Annotated in this window: 15 protein-coding genes; 7 read left to right on the top strand and 8 right to left on the bottom strand. The window is 65.2% G+C overall.

What is annotated here, in order from left to right:
* Positions 1-112: 112 nt before the first annotated feature.
* Together FAZ98_RS17895 and FAZ98_RS17890 are read left to right on the top strand one after the other, a co-directional pair.
* Positions 113-1,258 (top strand): extracellular catalytic domain type 1 short-chain-length polyhydroxyalkanoate depolymerase, encoded by a 1,146-nt coding sequence (locus FAZ98_RS17895; protein WP_158952635.1) that lies wholly within the window; start codon positions 113-115, stop codon positions 1,256-1,258.
* Positions 1,259-1,369: 111 nt separating this feature from the next.
* The gene (locus tag FAZ98_RS17890; RefSeq protein ID WP_158952634.1) at positions 1,370-1,549 is read left to right on the top strand and encodes a DUF3563 family protein; all 180 of its coding nucleotides are present in this window, start codon (positions 1,370-1,372) and stop codon (positions 1,547-1,549) included.
* 179 nt (positions 1,550-1,728) lie between these two features.
* Here the strand turns inward: FAZ98_RS17890 and FAZ98_RS17885 are convergent, their stop codons facing one another.
* The 3 genes from FAZ98_RS17885 to FAZ98_RS17875 all read right to left on the bottom strand — a co-directional run bounded on the left by FAZ98_RS17885 (position 1,729) and on the right by FAZ98_RS17875 (position 4,244).
* Complete coding sequence (locus FAZ98_RS17885; RefSeq protein ID WP_158952633.1) at positions 1,729-2,532, bottom strand: BPSS1780 family membrane protein; 804 nt, start codon at positions 2,530-2,532, stop codon at positions 1,729-1,731.
* Positions 2,523-3,530 carry a homoserine kinase gene (locus FAZ98_RS17880; RefSeq protein ID WP_158952632.1) on the bottom strand — a complete coding sequence of 336 codons (1,008 nt, stop codon included), beginning with the start codon at positions 3,528-3,530 and terminating at the stop codon, positions 2,523-2,525. The genes FAZ98_RS17885 and FAZ98_RS17880 overlap by 10 nt, the downstream gene beginning before the upstream one ends.
* A 288-nt stretch (positions 3,531-3,818) precedes the next feature.
* A complete protein-coding gene (locus FAZ98_RS17875; protein ID WP_158952631.1) occupies positions 3,819-4,244 on the bottom strand; it encodes a hypothetical protein in 426 nt (141 codons plus the stop codon).
* A gap of 302 nt (positions 4,245-4,546) precedes the next feature.
* Between FAZ98_RS17875 and FAZ98_RS17870 the strand changes: the two genes are divergently transcribed.
* Entirely contained in the window at positions 4,547-6,070 is a 1,524-nt protein-coding gene (locus tag FAZ98_RS17870; RefSeq protein WP_158952630.1) for an AMP nucleosidase, read from the top strand.
* A 73-nt stretch (positions 6,071-6,143) separates the two neighbouring features.
* On the opposite strand, the gene FAZ98_RS17865 is transcribed toward FAZ98_RS17870, so the two are convergent.
* Both FAZ98_RS17865 and FAZ98_RS17860 read right to left on the bottom strand, forming a co-directional pair.
* Positions 6,144-6,671 (bottom strand): chromate transporter, encoded by a 528-nt coding sequence (locus tag FAZ98_RS17865; protein ID WP_158952629.1) that lies wholly within the window; start codon positions 6,669-6,671, stop codon positions 6,144-6,146.
* Entirely contained in the window at positions 6,668-7,276 is a 609-nt protein-coding gene (locus FAZ98_RS17860) for a chromate transporter (RefSeq protein ID WP_158952628.1), read from the bottom strand. The genes FAZ98_RS17865 and FAZ98_RS17860 overlap by 4 nt, the downstream gene beginning before the upstream one ends.
* A gap of 100 nt (positions 7,277-7,376) precedes the next feature.
* Between FAZ98_RS17860 and FAZ98_RS17855 the strand changes: the two genes are divergently transcribed.
* Complete coding sequence (locus FAZ98_RS17855) at positions 7,377-8,291, top strand: transcriptional regulator GcvA (RefSeq protein ID WP_158952627.1); 915 nt, start codon at positions 7,377-7,379, stop codon at positions 8,289-8,291.
* A 28-nt stretch (positions 8,292-8,319) separates the two neighbouring features.
* Here the strand turns inward: FAZ98_RS17855 and FAZ98_RS17850 are convergent, their stop codons facing one another.
* On the bottom strand, positions 8,320-9,081 hold the full coding sequence (locus FAZ98_RS17850; RefSeq protein ID WP_158952626.1) for an LOG family protein: 762 nt from the start codon (positions 9,079-9,081) through the stop codon (positions 8,320-8,322).
* 1 nt (position 9,082) lies between these two features.
* Here FAZ98_RS17850 and polA point away from each other — a divergent pair, with 1 nt between their 5' ends.
* From polA to FAZ98_RS17835, 3 genes are all read left to right on the top strand, one after another.
* A complete protein-coding gene (gene polA, locus FAZ98_RS17845) occupies positions 9,083-11,884 on the top strand; it encodes a DNA polymerase I (protein WP_158954015.1) in 2,802 nt (933 codons plus the stop codon).
* 129 nt (positions 11,885-12,013) lie between these two features.
* On the top strand, positions 12,014-13,393 hold the full coding sequence (locus FAZ98_RS17840; RefSeq protein WP_158952625.1) for an NAD(P)/FAD-dependent oxidoreductase: 1,380 nt from the start codon (positions 12,014-12,016) through the stop codon (positions 13,391-13,393).
* Positions 13,394-13,439: 46 nt separating this feature from the next.
* The gene (locus FAZ98_RS17835; RefSeq protein ID WP_158952624.1) at positions 13,440-14,312 is read left to right on the top strand and encodes a dienelactone hydrolase family protein; all 873 of its coding nucleotides are present in this window, start codon (positions 13,440-13,442) and stop codon (positions 14,310-14,312) included.
* Positions 14,313-14,348: 36 nt separating this feature from the next.
* Here FAZ98_RS17835 and FAZ98_RS17830 read toward each other — a convergent pair whose 3' ends face one another.
* Positions 14,349-15,218 (bottom strand): sulfurtransferase, encoded by an 870-nt coding sequence (locus tag FAZ98_RS17830; protein ID WP_158952623.1) that lies wholly within the window; start codon positions 15,216-15,218, stop codon positions 14,349-14,351.
* A gap of 157 nt (positions 15,219-15,375) precedes the next feature.
* Entirely contained in the window at positions 15,376-16,482 is a 1,107-nt protein-coding gene (locus FAZ98_RS17825) for an aromatic ring-hydroxylating oxygenase subunit alpha (protein ID WP_158952622.1), read from the bottom strand.
* Positions 16,483-16,763: the final 281 nt, after the last annotated feature.

The raw sequence follows: 16,763 nt of genomic DNA, 5'->3' as shown, positions 1-16,763 counted from the left end.
TTTCGAATCCGTCCGATCTGCAAACGTCGTGGTTTGATGCTATTGTGCGTTGCACAAAGACCGATTGCCGCAGTACGCGGTGATCGTGTCGGACCCTTTCACGAGGCCCCTGATGACGAAAGATCTGACGAAGCTATGGGCGGGTGGCATGCGACGTCTGCTCGCCATCCAGAACCGCGCCGCGCACGAGGCGCTCGCGAGTGCCGGCTTGCATGCGCCGCGCCCGCAGGCAATCTGGCACGCCGCGCAAGACGTTGCCCGCGAGGCGGAACACGGCGCGCCGGCTGGCCGCGCGCGCGAATCGCGCGTCGGTCCGCGCGGCGCCGCGTGGGCCTCGGGCACCTGGTCGCGTGCGGAACATCTCACGCCGTCGCGCGCGCTGCCTTACGGCCTGTATCTGCCGAAGGGCGGCGCTCGCAAGCCCATGCCGCTCGTGGTGATGCTGCACGGCTGCAAGCAGTCGATGGATTCGTTCGCCGAAGGCACGCGCATGAACCTGCTCGCCGACCGCTACGGGTTTGCCGTGGTCTACCCGGAGCAGAGCGAGCGCGCCCACCCGCACCAATGCTGGCATTGGTACGACGCACGCGACGCGGCGGGCGGCGGCGAGGCGGAATCGATCGTGTCGCTCGTGGATGCGCTCGTGGAGGAGCATGGCTTCGACCGCTCGCGCGTGTATCTCGCCGGTTTGTCGGCGGGCGCGGGGCTGGCCATGTTGCTGGCCGTGCGTGCGCCGGGCCATTTCGCGGCGGTCGCGCTGCATTCGGGGCCGGCGTTCGGCGAAGCGCGCTCGGGTGTTTCGGCGCTCGACGTGATGCGGCGCGGCGCGCATCGTGACCCCGTTTCACTCGTCGACGAAGAACTCGGCGAGCGCGAGTATCCGGGCATGCCGGGCATCGTCATTCACGGCGACGCGGATGCCGTCGTCGCGCCCATCAACGCCGAACAACTTGCGCTGCAACTCCTGCGCCTCAACGGTCTCGCCGATGCGCGCGGCGTGCGCCCCGGCGTCGTATCGCACGAGATTTTCCGCGAAGGCTATCGCGAGCAGGACTACGATCGCGACGGCACGAGCGTCGTGCGGCTGTGCCGGGTGGCGGGGCTCGATCACGCATGGAGCGGCGGCGACGACGCCGTGCCGTTCCACTCCGCCACGGGGCCGGATGCCAGCGCGCTGATCTGGGACTTTTTTGCCCAGCATCGCCGTTCGTCCGCCGATGTCGATTCCGATGACGAATTGACGCAGGTGTTGCGCTAAAGGCACGGCTAGCGGCGCCAAACGCAGTTTAGGTGTTTACCCTAACTAGGGATTACCCTATAATGAGGTCATTCGTTAAGCAGGCGTGTGCCTGCACAGAGGGACCTCATCATGTATCTGCTCAGCCGCCTTTTCCTGTTCCTGTCCGAAACCGCTGAAACGCGCCGTCAACAGCGCGAAGAAGCGTATCTGGCCGAATCGGCCGACATCTACGACCTCGAATTCCGCATGCGCAAGCTCGACCGCGAAAAGTCGACGCGTCATCCGTCGTGGATGAATCACTACGGCTAAGCCGTCTGCGCGCCTGATACGGCGCGAGCGGGGCGGCGCGCAAGGCGCCGTCCATGAGTGTTGTGAAATCGGGCGTCAGCCCGGCGCGCGTTGCGGGCCATTGCGGCCTGAAGGTTGATCGGCTCGAATGATCGACGCAGCGGCCGAGCCGGCTCCGTGGCCTGAATCAGTGGCCCGAATTAGCGGCCCGAACCCGGCATCTCATCGGCCTGCTTCTCCTGCACGCCGTAGCAGCCGCGGTACGTGGCGTAGAACGAGCAGTAGAGCATCGTCGTCACGACGATGAGCGCCGGCATCAGAATGGCGATGCCGAAGTCGCCCGCGCCCACCGCATGTAGCACCGCCGAAAGGCCGATCGACACGCCCGTGGACACCGCGAACCACAGCGCGCCGTACACCGTGAACGCGCCCTTATTGCGCCAGCAACTCACGATGCTGAAGAACAGCGCCTTCGCCGGCGGCACTTCGTGCCACGCCGTGAGCACCGGCGCGAACCAGAACAGCATCGAAACGGGTACGTAGCACAGCAGCGAAGCGAGCACCGCGAGCGGAATATTGCTGTTTTCCAGCGCTTCCACGTCGAGCGTGCCGCCTATCGTCATCAGACGCAGCAGCGAACCGCCGTCCACCAGGGCGGAGGACGCGAGCACCAGCGTCATCGCCACAATGTAAATCCCACCCAGCGTAAACAAATGCTTCGTCACGGTGCCTCCGTACGAGCGGAAGCCGTCGACAAGGATGGTCGGGAACACCGGCTTGCCCGCGATGGTGTCGCGGCATGCCGCCATGAAACCGACCGCCACGCCCGGCACGAACAGCAAGGGCAGCACGCCGCCGATCACGGGAATGCTCGAAATGAGCGTCATCGCGAGCAGATAGGCGAAGAACAGCGTGAGAAACGCGAGCGGATTGCGGCGGAACAGCCAGATACCCTGGCGAAACCAGACGTAACCCGTTTTCGCGGGGACTTCGATCAATTGCATGGGCGATGGGGCGTGGCGTGGAGAGTGTCTGCGGCGCTACCGGCGACGCGCTCGCGCAGAATGCGTTCGAAATGGCCGGGATCGTGCGGCTTCAGCAGTTCGGCCGAACGCGGCAGGTAAAAATCATACAGGCGCGAGACCCAGAAGCGGTAGGCGCCCGCGCGCAGCATGTCGGCCCAGTGGCGCGTTTCCTCGGGCGTGAACGGCCGCACGGTCTGATAGGCGCGCAGCAGCGCCTCGGCGCGCGGCGCGTCGAGCGCGCCCGTGGCGAGGTCCACGCACCAGTCGTTGACCGTGACCGCCACGTCGAACAGCCACTTGTCGCAGCCGGCAAAATAAAAGTCAAAAAAACCGCCCAGGCGCACTTCGTGGCCCGGCGCCGGATTCGCGTGCGCGAACATCGCGTTGTCGCGGAACAGGTCGCAGTGGCACGGGCCGCCCGGCAGCGCGGCGTAATCGTCCGAGGCGAAGAACGCGCGTTGATGGTCGAGTTCGCTTGCGAGCAGCGTGCGTTGGGCGTCGTCGAGGAACGGCAGCACGGTCGGCACCGTTTCTTCCCACCACGCGAGGCTGCGCAGGTTGGGTTGGTCGCGCGTGAAATCGCGGCCCGCGAGGTGCATGCGCGCCAGCATCTGGCCGACTTCGGTGCAATGTTCGACCTGCGGCGCGAGTTCGGGCTTGCCTTCGAGCTTCGAGACGATGGCAGCGGGCTTGCCATGCAGCAGGCCGAACAGCGCGCCGTCGTTGCGCGGCATGGGGTCGGGCACCGGTACGCGATGCGAGGCGAGATGGCGCATCAGATCCAGATAGAACGGCAGTTGTTCGGCCGTGAGCTTTTCGAAGATCGTGAGCACGTATTCGCCGCGCGTCGTCGTCAGGAAAAAGTTGCTGTTTTCAATGCCGGACTGGATGCCGCGAAGCTCGACGACATCGCCGAGATCGTAATCGCGCAGCCAGTGGGCAAGTTCAGTGTCGGTGACAGCGGTGAAGACGGCCATGCAGAAGGTGGATCGATTGGAATAGACGGTTGGCGGGCGCTGCGAGGTGCGGCTCGGGATACGCGGGCGCGGCCGGATTCGGGGGACTGCGGGTTGGCTTCGCGCTCGCCTTGTTGTTGCCTGATGTTGCCTGGCGTTGCGTTGTGCCGTCTTACCTTGCCTCGTGTGTGGCGCGTTCGGCAAGCGGAGCGCGAAGCGTGCCGGTGCGATGGCGGCGGCCCGGATCGCGGGGCGGCGCGCAAGGCGAGACCGCGCGCGCCCGTTTCGGGCGCCGCGCGGACGGCGGGATCAGTAGTGCAGGTTGACCGACGGCAGGCGCGTGCTGGCCTGGCCGTTCTGGCGCACTTGCGGCGACGTGTCGGGGTTGGCGCTCATCGTGTAGCGCGTGCCGAAGTTCGAGTGCACGTTGATCTCGACGGGCTTGCCCTTGTCGCGGTATTCGGTGATTTCGGTGCCGTTCGGGCTGACCTCGTGGTAGCTCGGCAGACGCGGCACGTCGTTGATGTTGACCTTCGAGGTGACCCGCGCGGACGGCTGATTGTTGATGGCAGCCAGGTCGGGCAGGCCGGCCCGCTCGTTTTCGGACTGGGCCGCCGGAGCGGACTGAGCCGACTGCGCCTCGACGGCGGTTTTCGCGTCGTCGGCGGGCGCGGCCATGGCGACTCCGCTGAACGCGAGCGTCGCCGCGACGGCGGCAAGAAGGTGCGACTTCATTGTGATTCTCCAGTGTCGACCAGCGTTGGCGCTCGAGCGCCGGTTCTGGTCCCATGGCGCCGCTGGCGCCAACTTCGGTCCCACGCAAAACCGGGATTCGCCAATTCTAGCAAATCCCGCCGCTTCTCCCCATCTCGACAAGGCGCTCAGGCCCGCGCCGCAAGGGCGATCGGCGGCTTTTTGCAAGGCGCGCGCGAGGCGCCGGAAAGGCGCGTGCGCAAAGCCCCATGTGCGACGAGGCAGTCGTCAGAATGGCGTATCGGCATGGTAAGGTGGATTCACCACACAGAGAGGCGAACAAGATGAACGATACCCACCCGCGGCCCCTCCTGACCCCGGCACACGATTTCCCGGTGGAAGCTTACGAAGACGCCGCCGACGCCGTGGCGCGCCTCGCCGCCATTTACGACGCGAACACCTCGTTCCTGCGCGACGCGTTCGCGCGTTACCGCCGTGGCGAGTCGTTCGACCGTCGCGTGCGCGCCTGCTATCCGTTCGTGCGCATTCGCACCGATGTCAATACGCATATCGACTCGCGCCGCTCGTACGGTTTCGTGGCGGGTCCCGGTGTGTTCGAAACCACGGTCACGCGGCCGGATCTGTTCGGCAATTACTATCGCGAGCAACTGCGTCTGCTCGCGAAGAACCATCATGTGGCGATCGAAGTGGGCGTGTCGGATCAACCGATTCCCGTGCATTTCGCGTTTGCGGAAGGCATTCACCTCGAAGGCGATCTCGACCGCGAGCGGCTCTTTCTGATGCGCGACGTGTTCGACGTGCCCGATCTCGCGCAACTCGACGACCGCATCGTCAACGGCACGTTCGAGCCCGCGCCGGGCGAGCCGTATCCGCTCGCGCTCTTCACCGCGGCGCGCGTGGACTTCTCGCTGCATCGGCTCAAGCACTACACGGCAACCTCGCCCACGCACGTGCAGAACTACGTGCTGTACACGAACTACCAGTTTTATATCGACGAATTCGTGAAGCTCGGCCGCGCGATGATGGCGCATACCGACGACGCCGACTTGCGCAATTACCGCAGCGAATACACCTCGTTCGTCGAACCCGGCGACGTGGTCACGTACAACGCGAATCTCGGCGAGCAAAGCGACGAAGGCACGGTGCCCGCGCGGCTGCCGCAAATGCCGGCCTATCACCTCAAGCGCGCGGACGGCAGCGGCATCACGATGGTCAACATCGGCGTGGGACCGTCGAACGCGAAGACGATCACCGATCACATCGCGGTGCTGCGTCCGCATGCGTGGATCATGCTCGGCCATTGCGCGGGCCTGCGCAACACGCAGCGTCTCGGCGACTACGTGCTCGCGCACGGCTATGTGCGCGAGGATCACGTGCTCGACGCCGACTTGCCGTTGTGGGTGCCCATTCCGGCACTCGCCGAAGTGCAGCTCGCGCTCGAGCGCGCGGTGGCCGAGGTCACGAAACTGGACGGCGCGGAACTCAAGCGCGTGATGCGCACGGGCACGGTGGCGAGCGTGGATAACCGCAACTGGGAACTGCGCGATCATCGCGAGCCGGTGCAGCGGCTGTCGCAAAGCCGCGCGGTCGCGCTCGACATGGAAAGCGCGACGATCGCCGCGAACGGGTTCCGTTTTCGCGTGCCGTACGGCACTTTGCTATGCGTTTCGGACAAGCCGTTGCATGGCGAGCTGAAGCTGCCCGGCATGGCCGATTCGTTCTATCGCGCGCAGGTCGACCAGCATTTGCAGATCGGCGTGAAAGCGATGGAGATTTTGCGCACGAATGGCTTGCACAAGCTGCATAGTCGCAAGCTGCGCAGCTTTGCCGAGGTGGCATTTCAGTGAGGTTTTAGGGGGAGGAAAAAGCCGGCGGAAGCCGGCTTTTTTTGTCGCCAGAAATACCGGGGTCGGCAACGACTCACTGCCCAAACCCCGTCAACCCGATCAAGCTCCCCGCTCCCAGCAGCCACAGCGGGTGAATCTTCGTACGAAACGCGAGTGCCGCGCAAACACCGGTAATTGCCCACGCGATCCAGGAAGGGTCGGAGGCGCGCGCGATCAGCACCGCGCTCGCGGGCACGAGTCCGGCTGTTACCGGCACGAGCCCTTTTTGCGCAACGCGCCGCCACGGCCGGTCCTTGAAGCGATCCCACGCGTGCAACGCGGCAATCGTCACGAGCGAGGACGGCCCGAACTTGGCGATCGACGTCACGAGCATGCCCGCCCAGCCGGCCACGTGCCAACCCACGAGCGTGACGATCATCATGTTCGGGCCGGGCGCGGCCTGCGCGAGCGCGAACAGCGCGCTGAACTCGCTCGCGGGCATCCAGTGATGCACCTCGACCACCTGACGCTGCATCTCCGGCAGGATCGTGTTGCCGCCGCCGAACGCGAGCAGTGAAAGCTGGCTGAAAATCGTGGCCAGCGCAACGAGCGTGGCCGTCATTGCGCGCCTCCCGCATGCTTGCGCGCGGCGCGCGCCGCGATCGCGATGCCTATGGGCGTGAGCACGAGCATGGTCGGCAGCAGCGGCACGCGCAGCACCGCGATCGCCACGAAGCCGATCGCGGCCACCACGGCGGCGGCCGGTTCGCGCCGCAACGGCAGGATGATCTTCACGGCCATCGAGATCAGCAGACCGGCCGCCGCCGCCGCGAGCCCCACGAACAGATGCCGCACGTGCGGATCGTTCTGCGTGCGCTCGTACAGCACGCCCAGGCCGATCACCACGAGCGACGGTCCCGCGATCAGCCCGAGAATGCCCGCGAGCGCGCCGCGCCAGCCGTGAAAGCGCATGCCGATCGCCACGGACAGGTTGATGACGTTGCCGCCCGGCAGGAACTGGCAGAGGCCGAGCAGGTCGGTGAATTCGCTGGCGGCGAGCCAGCGGCGCTGTTCGACGATCGCGCGGCGCGCGAGCGGCAGCGCGCCGCCAAACGACGTGAAGCCGAGCCCGAGAAAGCCGAGAAAGATTTCGCGCACGGTGGGCGTGTGCAAGCCGGCTTCGGTGCCGGAGCCGGCGGAAGCGGGCGAAGCGCTGTGTTGTGTCATGGGGATGAATAACCGTTGAGGCAAGCTGCGAGCGTAGCGCCGATCGTCCCCGCCGCAAAACGATTTTTCAGGCGGCCTCTTGTGATCTACACTCACAAGGATGGCACGCTCTCTTCCTCCTTTTCCGGCGCTACGCGCGTTCGAGGCCGCCGCGCGGCACAACAGCTTCACCGCGGCCGCCGCGGAACTCCATGTGACTCACGGTGCAATCAGCCGTCAGGTGGCCGCGCTCGAAGCCTGGGTCGGCGTGCAGGTGTTTCATCGGCATGGCAAACGCGTGGCGCTCAGCGAAGCGGGGCGGCGTTATCTCGCGGCCGTGCAGGCGTCGTTCGACGACATTGCGCGCGCCACCGAGCAGTTGCGCGACACGGGCGTCGTGCACGTGCTACGCGTGAGTGCGTTGCCCACCTTCGCGATGAAGTGGCTGCTGCCGCGTCTTTCGCAGTTTCAGCGGCTCGCGCCCAATGTCGAACTGCGTTTGTCCACGTCGAATGCGCCCGTCGAAACGCTCGATGGCTTCGACGTCGCGGTGCGGCGCGGTCCCGCGCATTGGCCCGATTGCGAAGCCGGCCACTTCCTTGACGAAATGGAATTGCCCGTGTGCAGCCCCGCGCTGCTCAAGCGTGCGCCGATCCAGCACGCGAGCGATCTCGCGCGTCACGTTCTCTTGCATTCGGACACGCGCCCTGACGCATGGCGCAACTGGCTGGCGGCGGCGGACGTGAAGGCGAAATGCCGCAAGAAGCAGTCGTTCGACCACTTCTATCTGGCGTTGCAGGCGGCGGTGGATGGTCTGGGTGTGGCGCTCGGGCCGTTGCCATTGCTCGACGACGAACTCGCTTCGGGGCGGCTCGTGGCGCCGCTGGCCGGACCGCAGCTGCATGCGCGCGGCTATTGGTGGGTAGCGCGCCGGGAAGTCGCGCAGGCGCCTCTCGTGGTGCAGTTTTGCCGCTGGCTGGAGGAGCAGGCGGCACAGGCGGGGCAGGGCGGCCCCGGCACGCAATCGCGCGCATGAGCCAGCCTGCGCGTGATTGCGTAAGACGTTACAGATAGAACATGCGGTCGTCGTCGGAGTCGCGATCCTGGCGTGCCGGCTCTTCCTTCTCGCCTTCCTCGCCCGCGTCTTCGTAGAACTTCAACACCGCTTCGAGCACCTGGTCGGGGTCGTCGATCACCTGCATCAGATCCATGTCTTCGGGATTGATGAGGCCCATCGGCACGAGCGCCGTGCGGAACCAGTCGAGCAGGCCGGTCCAGAACTCGCCGCCCACGAGAATGATGGGCACGTGACGCGACTTCTTCGTTTGAATGAGCGTGAGCACTTCGGCCAGTTCGTCGAGCGTGCCGAAGCCGCCCGGCATGACGATCACCGCGTCCGAGTTCTTCACGAACGTGACTTTGCGCGTGAAGAAATGTCGGAAACGCAGGGAAATGTCTTGCCATTGATTGCCGGACTGCTCATGCGGCAATTCGATGTTAAGACCGACCGATGGCGACTTGCCCGCGTGCGCGCCCTGGTTCGCGGCTTCCATGATGCCGGGGCCGCCGCCGGAGATCACGGCGAAGCCCGCGTCGGACACTTTTCGCGCGATCGTGGTGGCCAGCTGGTAGTACTTCGAGTCCGGTTTCAGACGTGCCGAGCCATAGATGCTGACCGCTGGCCGGATCTCGGACAGGTACTCGGTCGCCTCGATAAACTCTGCCATAATCGTGAACATCTGCCACGATGCGCGCGCCTTCTTGGCCGTTGCGCGCTCTTGATCTGCGAGTGAACGCAGACTCGGAATCACTTTTCTCTTGTCCATAATGCCTGACGAACTACGCGTGGAAACGAAGCTACAAACTGAGCTCGAAGGAAAGACCCTGTTGCTGGTCGACGGTTCTAGCTATCTCTATCGGGCCTACCATGCCATGCCGGATTTGCGCGGTCCCGACGGTGAACCCACGGGCGCGCTCTACGGCATGATCAACATGTTGCGTCGTATGCGCAAGGAAGTTACGGCAGAGTATAGCGCGTGCGTGTTCGATGCAAAGGGCAAGACGTTCCGCGACGACTGGTATCCCGAGTACAAGGCCAATCGTCCTTCCATGCCCGAGCCGCTCGCAGCACAAATCGAGCCCATTCACGTGGCCGTGCGCGCGCTCGGCTGGCCGCTGCTCATGATCGAAGGCGTCGAGGCCGACGACGTGATCGGCACGCTCGCGAGCCAGGCCGAAAAGCTCGGCATGAAGGTGATCGTTTCCACGGGCGACAAAGACCTCGCGCAACTCGTCACCGATCGCGTCACGCTCATCAACACGATGACGAACGAAACGCTCGATCGCGAAGGCGTGATCGCGAAGTTCGGCGTGCCGCCGGAACGCATCGTCGACTATCTTTCGCTGATCGGCGACACGGTGGACAACGTGCCGGGCGTGAACAAGTGCGGCCCGAAAACGGCGGTGAAGTGGCTCACGCAATACGACTCGCTCGACGGCGTGATCGAACATGCCGAGGAAATCAAGGGCGCCGTGGGCGGCTATCTGCGCGACGCGCTCGAATTTTTGCCGATGGCGCGCAAGCTCGTGACGGTGGAAACGGCGTGCACGCTCGAACCGCATCTGGAGTCGATCGAAGCGTCGCTGGCCACGCGCCCGGAAGCGCGCGAGGAGTTGCGCGACATCTTCGCGCGCCACGGCTTCAAGACCTGGCTGCGCGAAGTGAACGAAGCCTCGCAGCAGAGCGCCACGGTGCCGGCCGCCACCAGCGGCGACGTGCCCGAGAAAGACGCGAACGTGCAGCCCGCGTTGTTCGTCGAGGCGCCGCGTCACTATGAAACGATCCAAACGTGGGACCTGTTCGACGCGTGGTTAAAGCGTATCGAGGCCGCGGAGCTCACCGCGTTCGACACGGAAACCACGGCGCTCGACCCCATGGTCGCGAAGCTCGTGGGCATGTCGTTTTCCACCGAGCCGGGCGTGGCCGCGTATCTGCCGCTCGCGCATCGCGGTCCGGACGCGCCCGATCAACTGCCGTTCGACGAAGTGCTCGCGCGCCTCAAGCCGTGGCTCGAAAGCGAGCAGTACAAGAAGGTCGGCCAGCATCTCAAGTACGACGAGCAGGTGCTCGCGAATTACGGCATCGCGTTGAACGGCGTGGAGCACGACACGCTGCTCGAATCGTACGTGCTCGAATCGCATCGCACGCACGACATGGACAGCCTCGCGCTGCGCCATCTCGGCATCAAGACCATCAAGTACGAAGAGGTTGCGGGCAAGGGCGCGCAGCAGATCGGTTTCGACGAAGTGGCGCTCGATAAAGCCGCCGAATACGCGGCCGAAGACGCCGACGTCACGCTGCAACTGCATCGCGCGCTGTATCCGCAAATCGCCCCGGAAAAGGGCCTCGAGTACGTGTATCGCAGCATCGAGCTGCCCACCTCGCGCGTGCTGCGCACGATGGAACGCAACGGCGTGCTGATCGACGCGGAGCGGCTCGAAAAGCAGAGCGCGCAGATCGCGGTGCGCCTGATCGAACTGGAACAGCAGGCGTATGCGCTCGCGGAAGGCGAATTCAATCTCGGCTCGCCCAAGCAGATCGGCCAGATCTTCTTCGAGAAGCTGAAGCTGCCGGTGGTGAAGAAAACGCCGAGCGGCGCGCCCTCCACCGACGAAGAAGTGCTGCAGAAGCTCGCCGAGGACTATCCGCTGCCGAAGCTGCTGCTCGAACATCGCGGGCTGTCCAAGCTGAAGTCCACCTACACGGACAAGCTGCCGCGCATGGTCAACGCGCAAACGGGCCGCGTGCACACGAACTACGCGCAGGCGGTGGCGGTCACGGGGCGGCTCGCGTCGAACGATCCGAATCTGCAGAACATTCCGGTGCGCACGGGCGAAGGGCGGCGCATTCGCGAAGCGTTCGTCGCGCGGCCCGGTTGCAAGATCGTTTCCGCCGACTACTCGCAAATCGAGTTGCGCATCATGGCGCATATTTCCGGCGACGAAGCCTTGCTCGGCGCCTTTGCGCGCGGCGACGACATTCACCGCGCGACCGCCGCCGAAGTGTTCGGCGTGACGCCGCTCGAAGTCAGCAACGATCAGCGGCGCATTGCCAAGGTCATCAATTTCGGCCTGATTTATGGCATGAGCGCGTTCGGGCTCGCCGCGAATCTCGGCATCACGCGCGACGCGGCGAAGCTGTACATCGACCGCTATTTCGCGCGTTATCCGGGCGTGGCGCGCTACATGGACGAAACGCGCATGGACGCGAAGTCGCGCGGCTATGTCGAAACCGTGTTCGGCCGCCGCCTGTGGCTGCCGGAGATCAACGGCGGCAACGGTCCGCGTCGGCAGGCGGCCGAGCGCGCCGCCATCAATGCGCCGATGCAGGGTACGGCCGCCGATCTCATCAAGCTTTCGATGATCGCGGTGCAGAAGTGGCTCGACGAGCGCGGCATCGAGACAAAGATGATCATGCAGGTACACGATGAACTCGTGCTCGAAGTCCCCGAGAGCGAGCTGGCCGAAGTGCGCAAGCGTCTGCCCGAGCTGATGTGCTCGGTGGCGCAGCTCAAGGTGCCGCTCGTCGCCGAGGTGGGCGTGGGCGCGAACTGGGAGGAGGCGCACTAAGCGCACCGCGCGCATCGAGCGCACCTGGCGGGCTGAACGCCCATGCCCTGACCGGCGATGAACAAAAGGGCCGCGGCGCGCTTCGTGCGCAGCGGTCGTCCATCGTCTTTCGACATGCACGGAGAAGCTATGCATCGGTTTATCGTTGTGGGAGGCGGCGCAGGCGGCCTGGAACTGGCCACGCGCCTCGGCGATCGCTACGGCGAAACGCGTGCGAAGCGCGGTCGGCCGCACGCTTCGGTCACGCTCGTCGACCGCTATCCGACGCATATCTGGAAGCCGCTCCTGCACGAAGTCGCGGCGGGCAGCATGGACCCGTTCACGCATCAGCTGGAGTACGCGGCGCAGGCGCGCTGGCACGGCTTCGAGTTTCAGCAGGGCGAACTCGCGGGCCTCGACCGCGCGGCCAAACGCATCACGCTGGGCCGCGTGTACGACGAAGACGGCGCGGAGATGCTGCCCGAACGCGTGCTCGAATACGACACGCTGGTGATCGCCATTGGCAGCACCACGGCGTTTTTCGGCGTGCCGGGCGCGGCGGAGAATTCCATCGCGCTCGATACGGTCGAGCAGGCCGAGCGTTTTCGCAAGCGCCTGATCGCGGCGTGCGTGCGCGCCGAGCATCGCGCGCCCGAACGCGTCGCGCCGGACGCCGCGGCCGACGCGCCCAACATCGCGCCCAATGCCGCGACGGAAGCCGAGCCGCGCGTCCAGGTCGCCATTGTCGGGGCGGGCGCGACGGGCGTGGAATTGTCGGCGGAACTGCGCAACACCGCGCAGGTGCTTTCGGCATATGGGTTGCACAACCTCGATCCGCGCCACGACGTGGGTATCGTCGTGATCGAATCCGGGCCGCGCATTCTGCCCGCGTTGCCCGAGCGCGTTTCGTCGGCCACGGCGGAATTGATGACCAAGCTCGGCGTGCGCATTCTCACGGGCGAGCGCGTGACGGAAGTCGCGCCGGGCGTCGTGCGCACGGCGAGCGGCAAAGCGGTGCGCGCCGACCTCACGGTGTGGGCGGCCGGCATCACGGCGCCCGGGGTGCTTTCGAAACTCGACGGCCTCACGGTCAACCGCCTCGGCCAGCTGGTCGTGCGCCGCACGCTGCAAACCGAAAACGACGACAACATCTTCGCGCTCGGCGACTGCGCGGCCTGCGAATGGCCGGGCCACGAGCGCGGCGTGCCGCCGCGTGCGCAATCGGCGCATCAGCAGGCCACGTTTCTGTTCAAGGCGTTCGGCGATCTGCTCGCCGGGCGGCCGCTGCCCGAGTTCACCTATCGCGACTTCGGTTCGCTGGTGTCGCTCGGTCACTTCAGCGCGGTCGGCAATCTGATGGGCGGCTTGATCGGCGGCAACATGCTGATCGAAGGTCTGTTCGCCCGCTTCATGTACATGTCGCTGTACCGGCTGCATATCGCGGCGCTGCACGGCTACGCGCGCATGGTGCTCGACACCTTCGCGCACTGGCTGCGCCGCACCACGCTGCCGCGCGTGAAACTTCACTGAGCGTTTTTTCCGTTGGCTGGACCGTCCTTTCCTTAAGGAGCGTCGCATGCTGAAACCCGAAGTCGATAGTCTCGTTCCGCACGTGCCGTTCGACCGGCGCACGTTCATCAAGGCGGCGCTCGGCAGCGGTTTCGCCGCCGCCGTGCTGCCGGTTTCGGCGCAAACCATCCACACCGACAGCGAAGGGCTCGACGCCGGCGAGATCGGCTTTCAGTCGAACGGCACGCTGATTCCCGCGTACCGGGCGCAGCCGCGTGGCAAGACGCATTTGCCGGTCATCATCGTGATTCACGAGATTTTCGGCGTGCACGAGCATATTGCCGATGTGTGCCGCCGCTTCGCGAAGCTCGGGTATCTGGCAATCGCGCCGGATCTCTACGTGCGCCAGGGCGACGCCTCGGTGTATCCGACCATCCAGCAGCTCAACGAGCAACTGGTGAGCAAGGTGCCCGACGCGCAGGTGCTCGGCGACATCGACGCGGCCGTGGCCTGGGCCGGCCAGCACGGCGGCGACACGAAGCGTCTGGGTATCAACGGCTTCTGCTGGGGCGGGCGCATCACGTGGCTGTACGCCGAGCACAATCCGCACGTGAAGGCGGCGGTGGCGTGGTATGGCCGCGTGGCCGGCGATCACACGCCGAATACGCCGCAGAATCCGCTCGATCTCGCCGGCAATCTGCAGGTGCCCGTGCTCGGCCTGTATGGGCGCCAGGACAACAGCATTCCGCAGGACACGCTGGAGCAGATGAAAGCGGCCATCGCGCAGGGGCCGCGGGGCGGTCGCGGCTCCCAGTTCGTGGTGTACGACGACGCGGCACACGCGTTTTTTGCCGATTACCGCCCGAGCTATCGCAAGGCCGACGCCGAGGACGGCTGGAAACGCGCGATCGCCTGGTTCAAGGGGCACGGCGTGGCGTGACGCCGCGCTTTTTCTATCGACGAAACTCGCCCGCGCTTACGGATTCGGGCCCGTGGCGACCGGGCGCGACGGGTCGGCGCTCCATTCGCTCCACGAGCCGGGGTAGAGCGCCGCGCCGTGCATACCGGCAATTTCCATGGCCAGCGCGTTGTGGCACGCGGTCACGCCCGAGCCGCATTGCAGGACCACATGCTCGGGCGTGGTGCCGGGCAGCAGCGCGGTGAAGTCTTCGCGTAGCGCGTGCGCCGACTTGAAGCGGCCGTCCGGCGTAAGGTTGTCCTTGAAGAAGCGGTTGCGCGCGCCCGGAATGTGGCCGCCCACCGGGTCGATGGTTTCGTTTTCGCCGCGATAGCGGTCGGCGGCGCGCGCATCCACCACGGTCAACTCGCGCGCCGTGAGATTGCGCATGACCGCCTGCGCGTCGATCGTCACCTGGAGCGGTGCGCCGGCCTTGAAGGTGCCGCGCGCGGGCGTGGGCACGTCGTGCACGAGCGGGAAGCCCGCGGTTTCCCACGCCTGCAGACCGCCGTCGAGCACCGCCACCGAGTCGTGACCGAGCCAGCGCAGCAGCCACCAGAGCCGCGCCGCGTAAGAGCCGCCGTGCGCGTCGTAGGCCACGATCTGCTGACCTTCGTTGAGCCCGCGCAGCGAGAGCGTGGCGACCAGCGCGGCGCGGTCCGGCAGCGGATGGCGGCCGTTCTTGCCCGTTTTGGGTCCCGAGAGGTCGCGGTCCAGATGCAGATACTGCGCGCCCGGCAGATGGCCCGCGGCATAGGCGTTTTCGCCCGCGGCGGGATCGAGCAGATCGAAGCGGCAGTCGAACACGAGCACGCTGCCCGGCGCGGCGGTCAGGCGTTCGTGCAGATTGGCGGCCGAGATGAGCGTGGTGTAGTGGGTGTGGGGCATGACGGCTCCTTGGATCGTGCGCGGCCGCTTTTCTTGATGCCCGTGTGCGAGCGGCGGCCCGGTGCCGTCAGTCTAAACAAAAAGACGGGCCGAAGCCCGTCTTTCCTTGATGCGTCTGGCGCTCATTCGGCGCGCGTCCGAACTTGCCCGTGCGCGCTCAGAGCGGCCCGAGCTCGCGGCGCAGGAACTCGTGGAAGTGCTGCATGCCGTCTTCCATCGGGCTCTGATATGGGCCGACCTCGGAAACGCCGCGTTCGTAAAGCGCGCGGCGGCCGGCGTCCATGCGCTCGGCGATCTCGTCGTCTTCCACGGCCGTTTCCATATAGGCGGCGCGCTCGGCCTCGACGAATTCGCGCTCGAACAGCGTGATTTCCTCGGGGTAGTAGAACTCGACGATATTGGTCGTTTTCTGCGTGCCGTTGGGGATGAGCCACGACACCACGAGCACGTGCGGATACCACTCGATCATCAGATTCGGGTAGTACACCATCCAGATCGCGCCGAACTCCGGCGGCACGCCGTTACGGAAGCGCAGGACCTCGTCGTGCCACTTGCGGTACGTCGGGCTGCCGGGCTTGCCGAGCTGGCTGTGGATACCGACCGTCTGCACGCTGTACCAGTCGCCGAACTCCCACTGCAGGTCGTCGCACGAGACGAACTGGCCGAGGCCGGGATGGAACGGCACGACGTGGTAGTCCTCCAGATAGACCTCGATGAAGGTCTTCCAGTTGTAGTTGCACTCGTGGACCTCGACGTGATCGAACATGTAGTCCGTGAAGTCGAGATGTTTGGCCGGTCCGAGGCGTGCGAGATCGCGCGCGACGTCGCGCCCCGCCGTTTCGAACAGCAGGCCGTTCCACTTCTGCAGCGGCGTGTTGTTGAGGTTCAGGCAGGGCTTGTCCGCAAAGTGCGGCGCGCCGAGCAGTTCGCCCTTGAGGTCGTAGGTCCAGCGGTGCAGCGGACAAACGATGTTGTCTGCCGAGCCGCGACCGTTTAGCATGATGGCCTGACGGTGGCGGCAGACGTTCGAAAGCAGCTCGATCTCGTTGCTTTTGTTGCGAACGAGCACGCGCCCCTCTTTCTCGCCAGGCAGCGCAAAATAATTCCCCGCCTCGGGCACCATCAGTTCGTGCCCGATGTAACGAGGACCTTGCTGGAAAAGCGTGTCGATTTCGCGCTTGAGAAGCGCTTCGTCAAAATAAGCGGTGACTGGCAGCTGACTATGAATGGAATTCAGCTGCAATGCATTGCTCAGATTGGACATTCCCACTCCCGATGAAGACGTGAAAGCAGTGAACAACCCAACCATCGAAAATTCGATTTAGGGAGCCGGAGATTATACCCGGTTTACCCGACTCGGGGGCAGCTAAGTCACTGATTTTCGCTCGAATTGTGTCGGGAAGATGTCCGATTCATGAAAATTCGAAGGCAAATCGCGAAAACGGGCAGCGATCGTTTTCGGCCGAAGATTACATTTGAAAACACGCTCGCGCCGGCGAGCGGGTCGAAAGACGGGCTTTTGCCGTAGAATGTCCGCCTTGTTTC

The sequence above is a fragment of the Paraburkholderia acidisoli genome (assembly GCF_009789675.1).
Taxonomy (GTDB): Bacteria; Pseudomonadota; Gammaproteobacteria; order Burkholderiales; family Burkholderiaceae; genus Paraburkholderia; species Paraburkholderia acidisoli.
The sequence above is the reverse complement of the archived record's forward strand: the minus strand, read 5'-3'. Positions and strand labels throughout refer to the sequence as shown.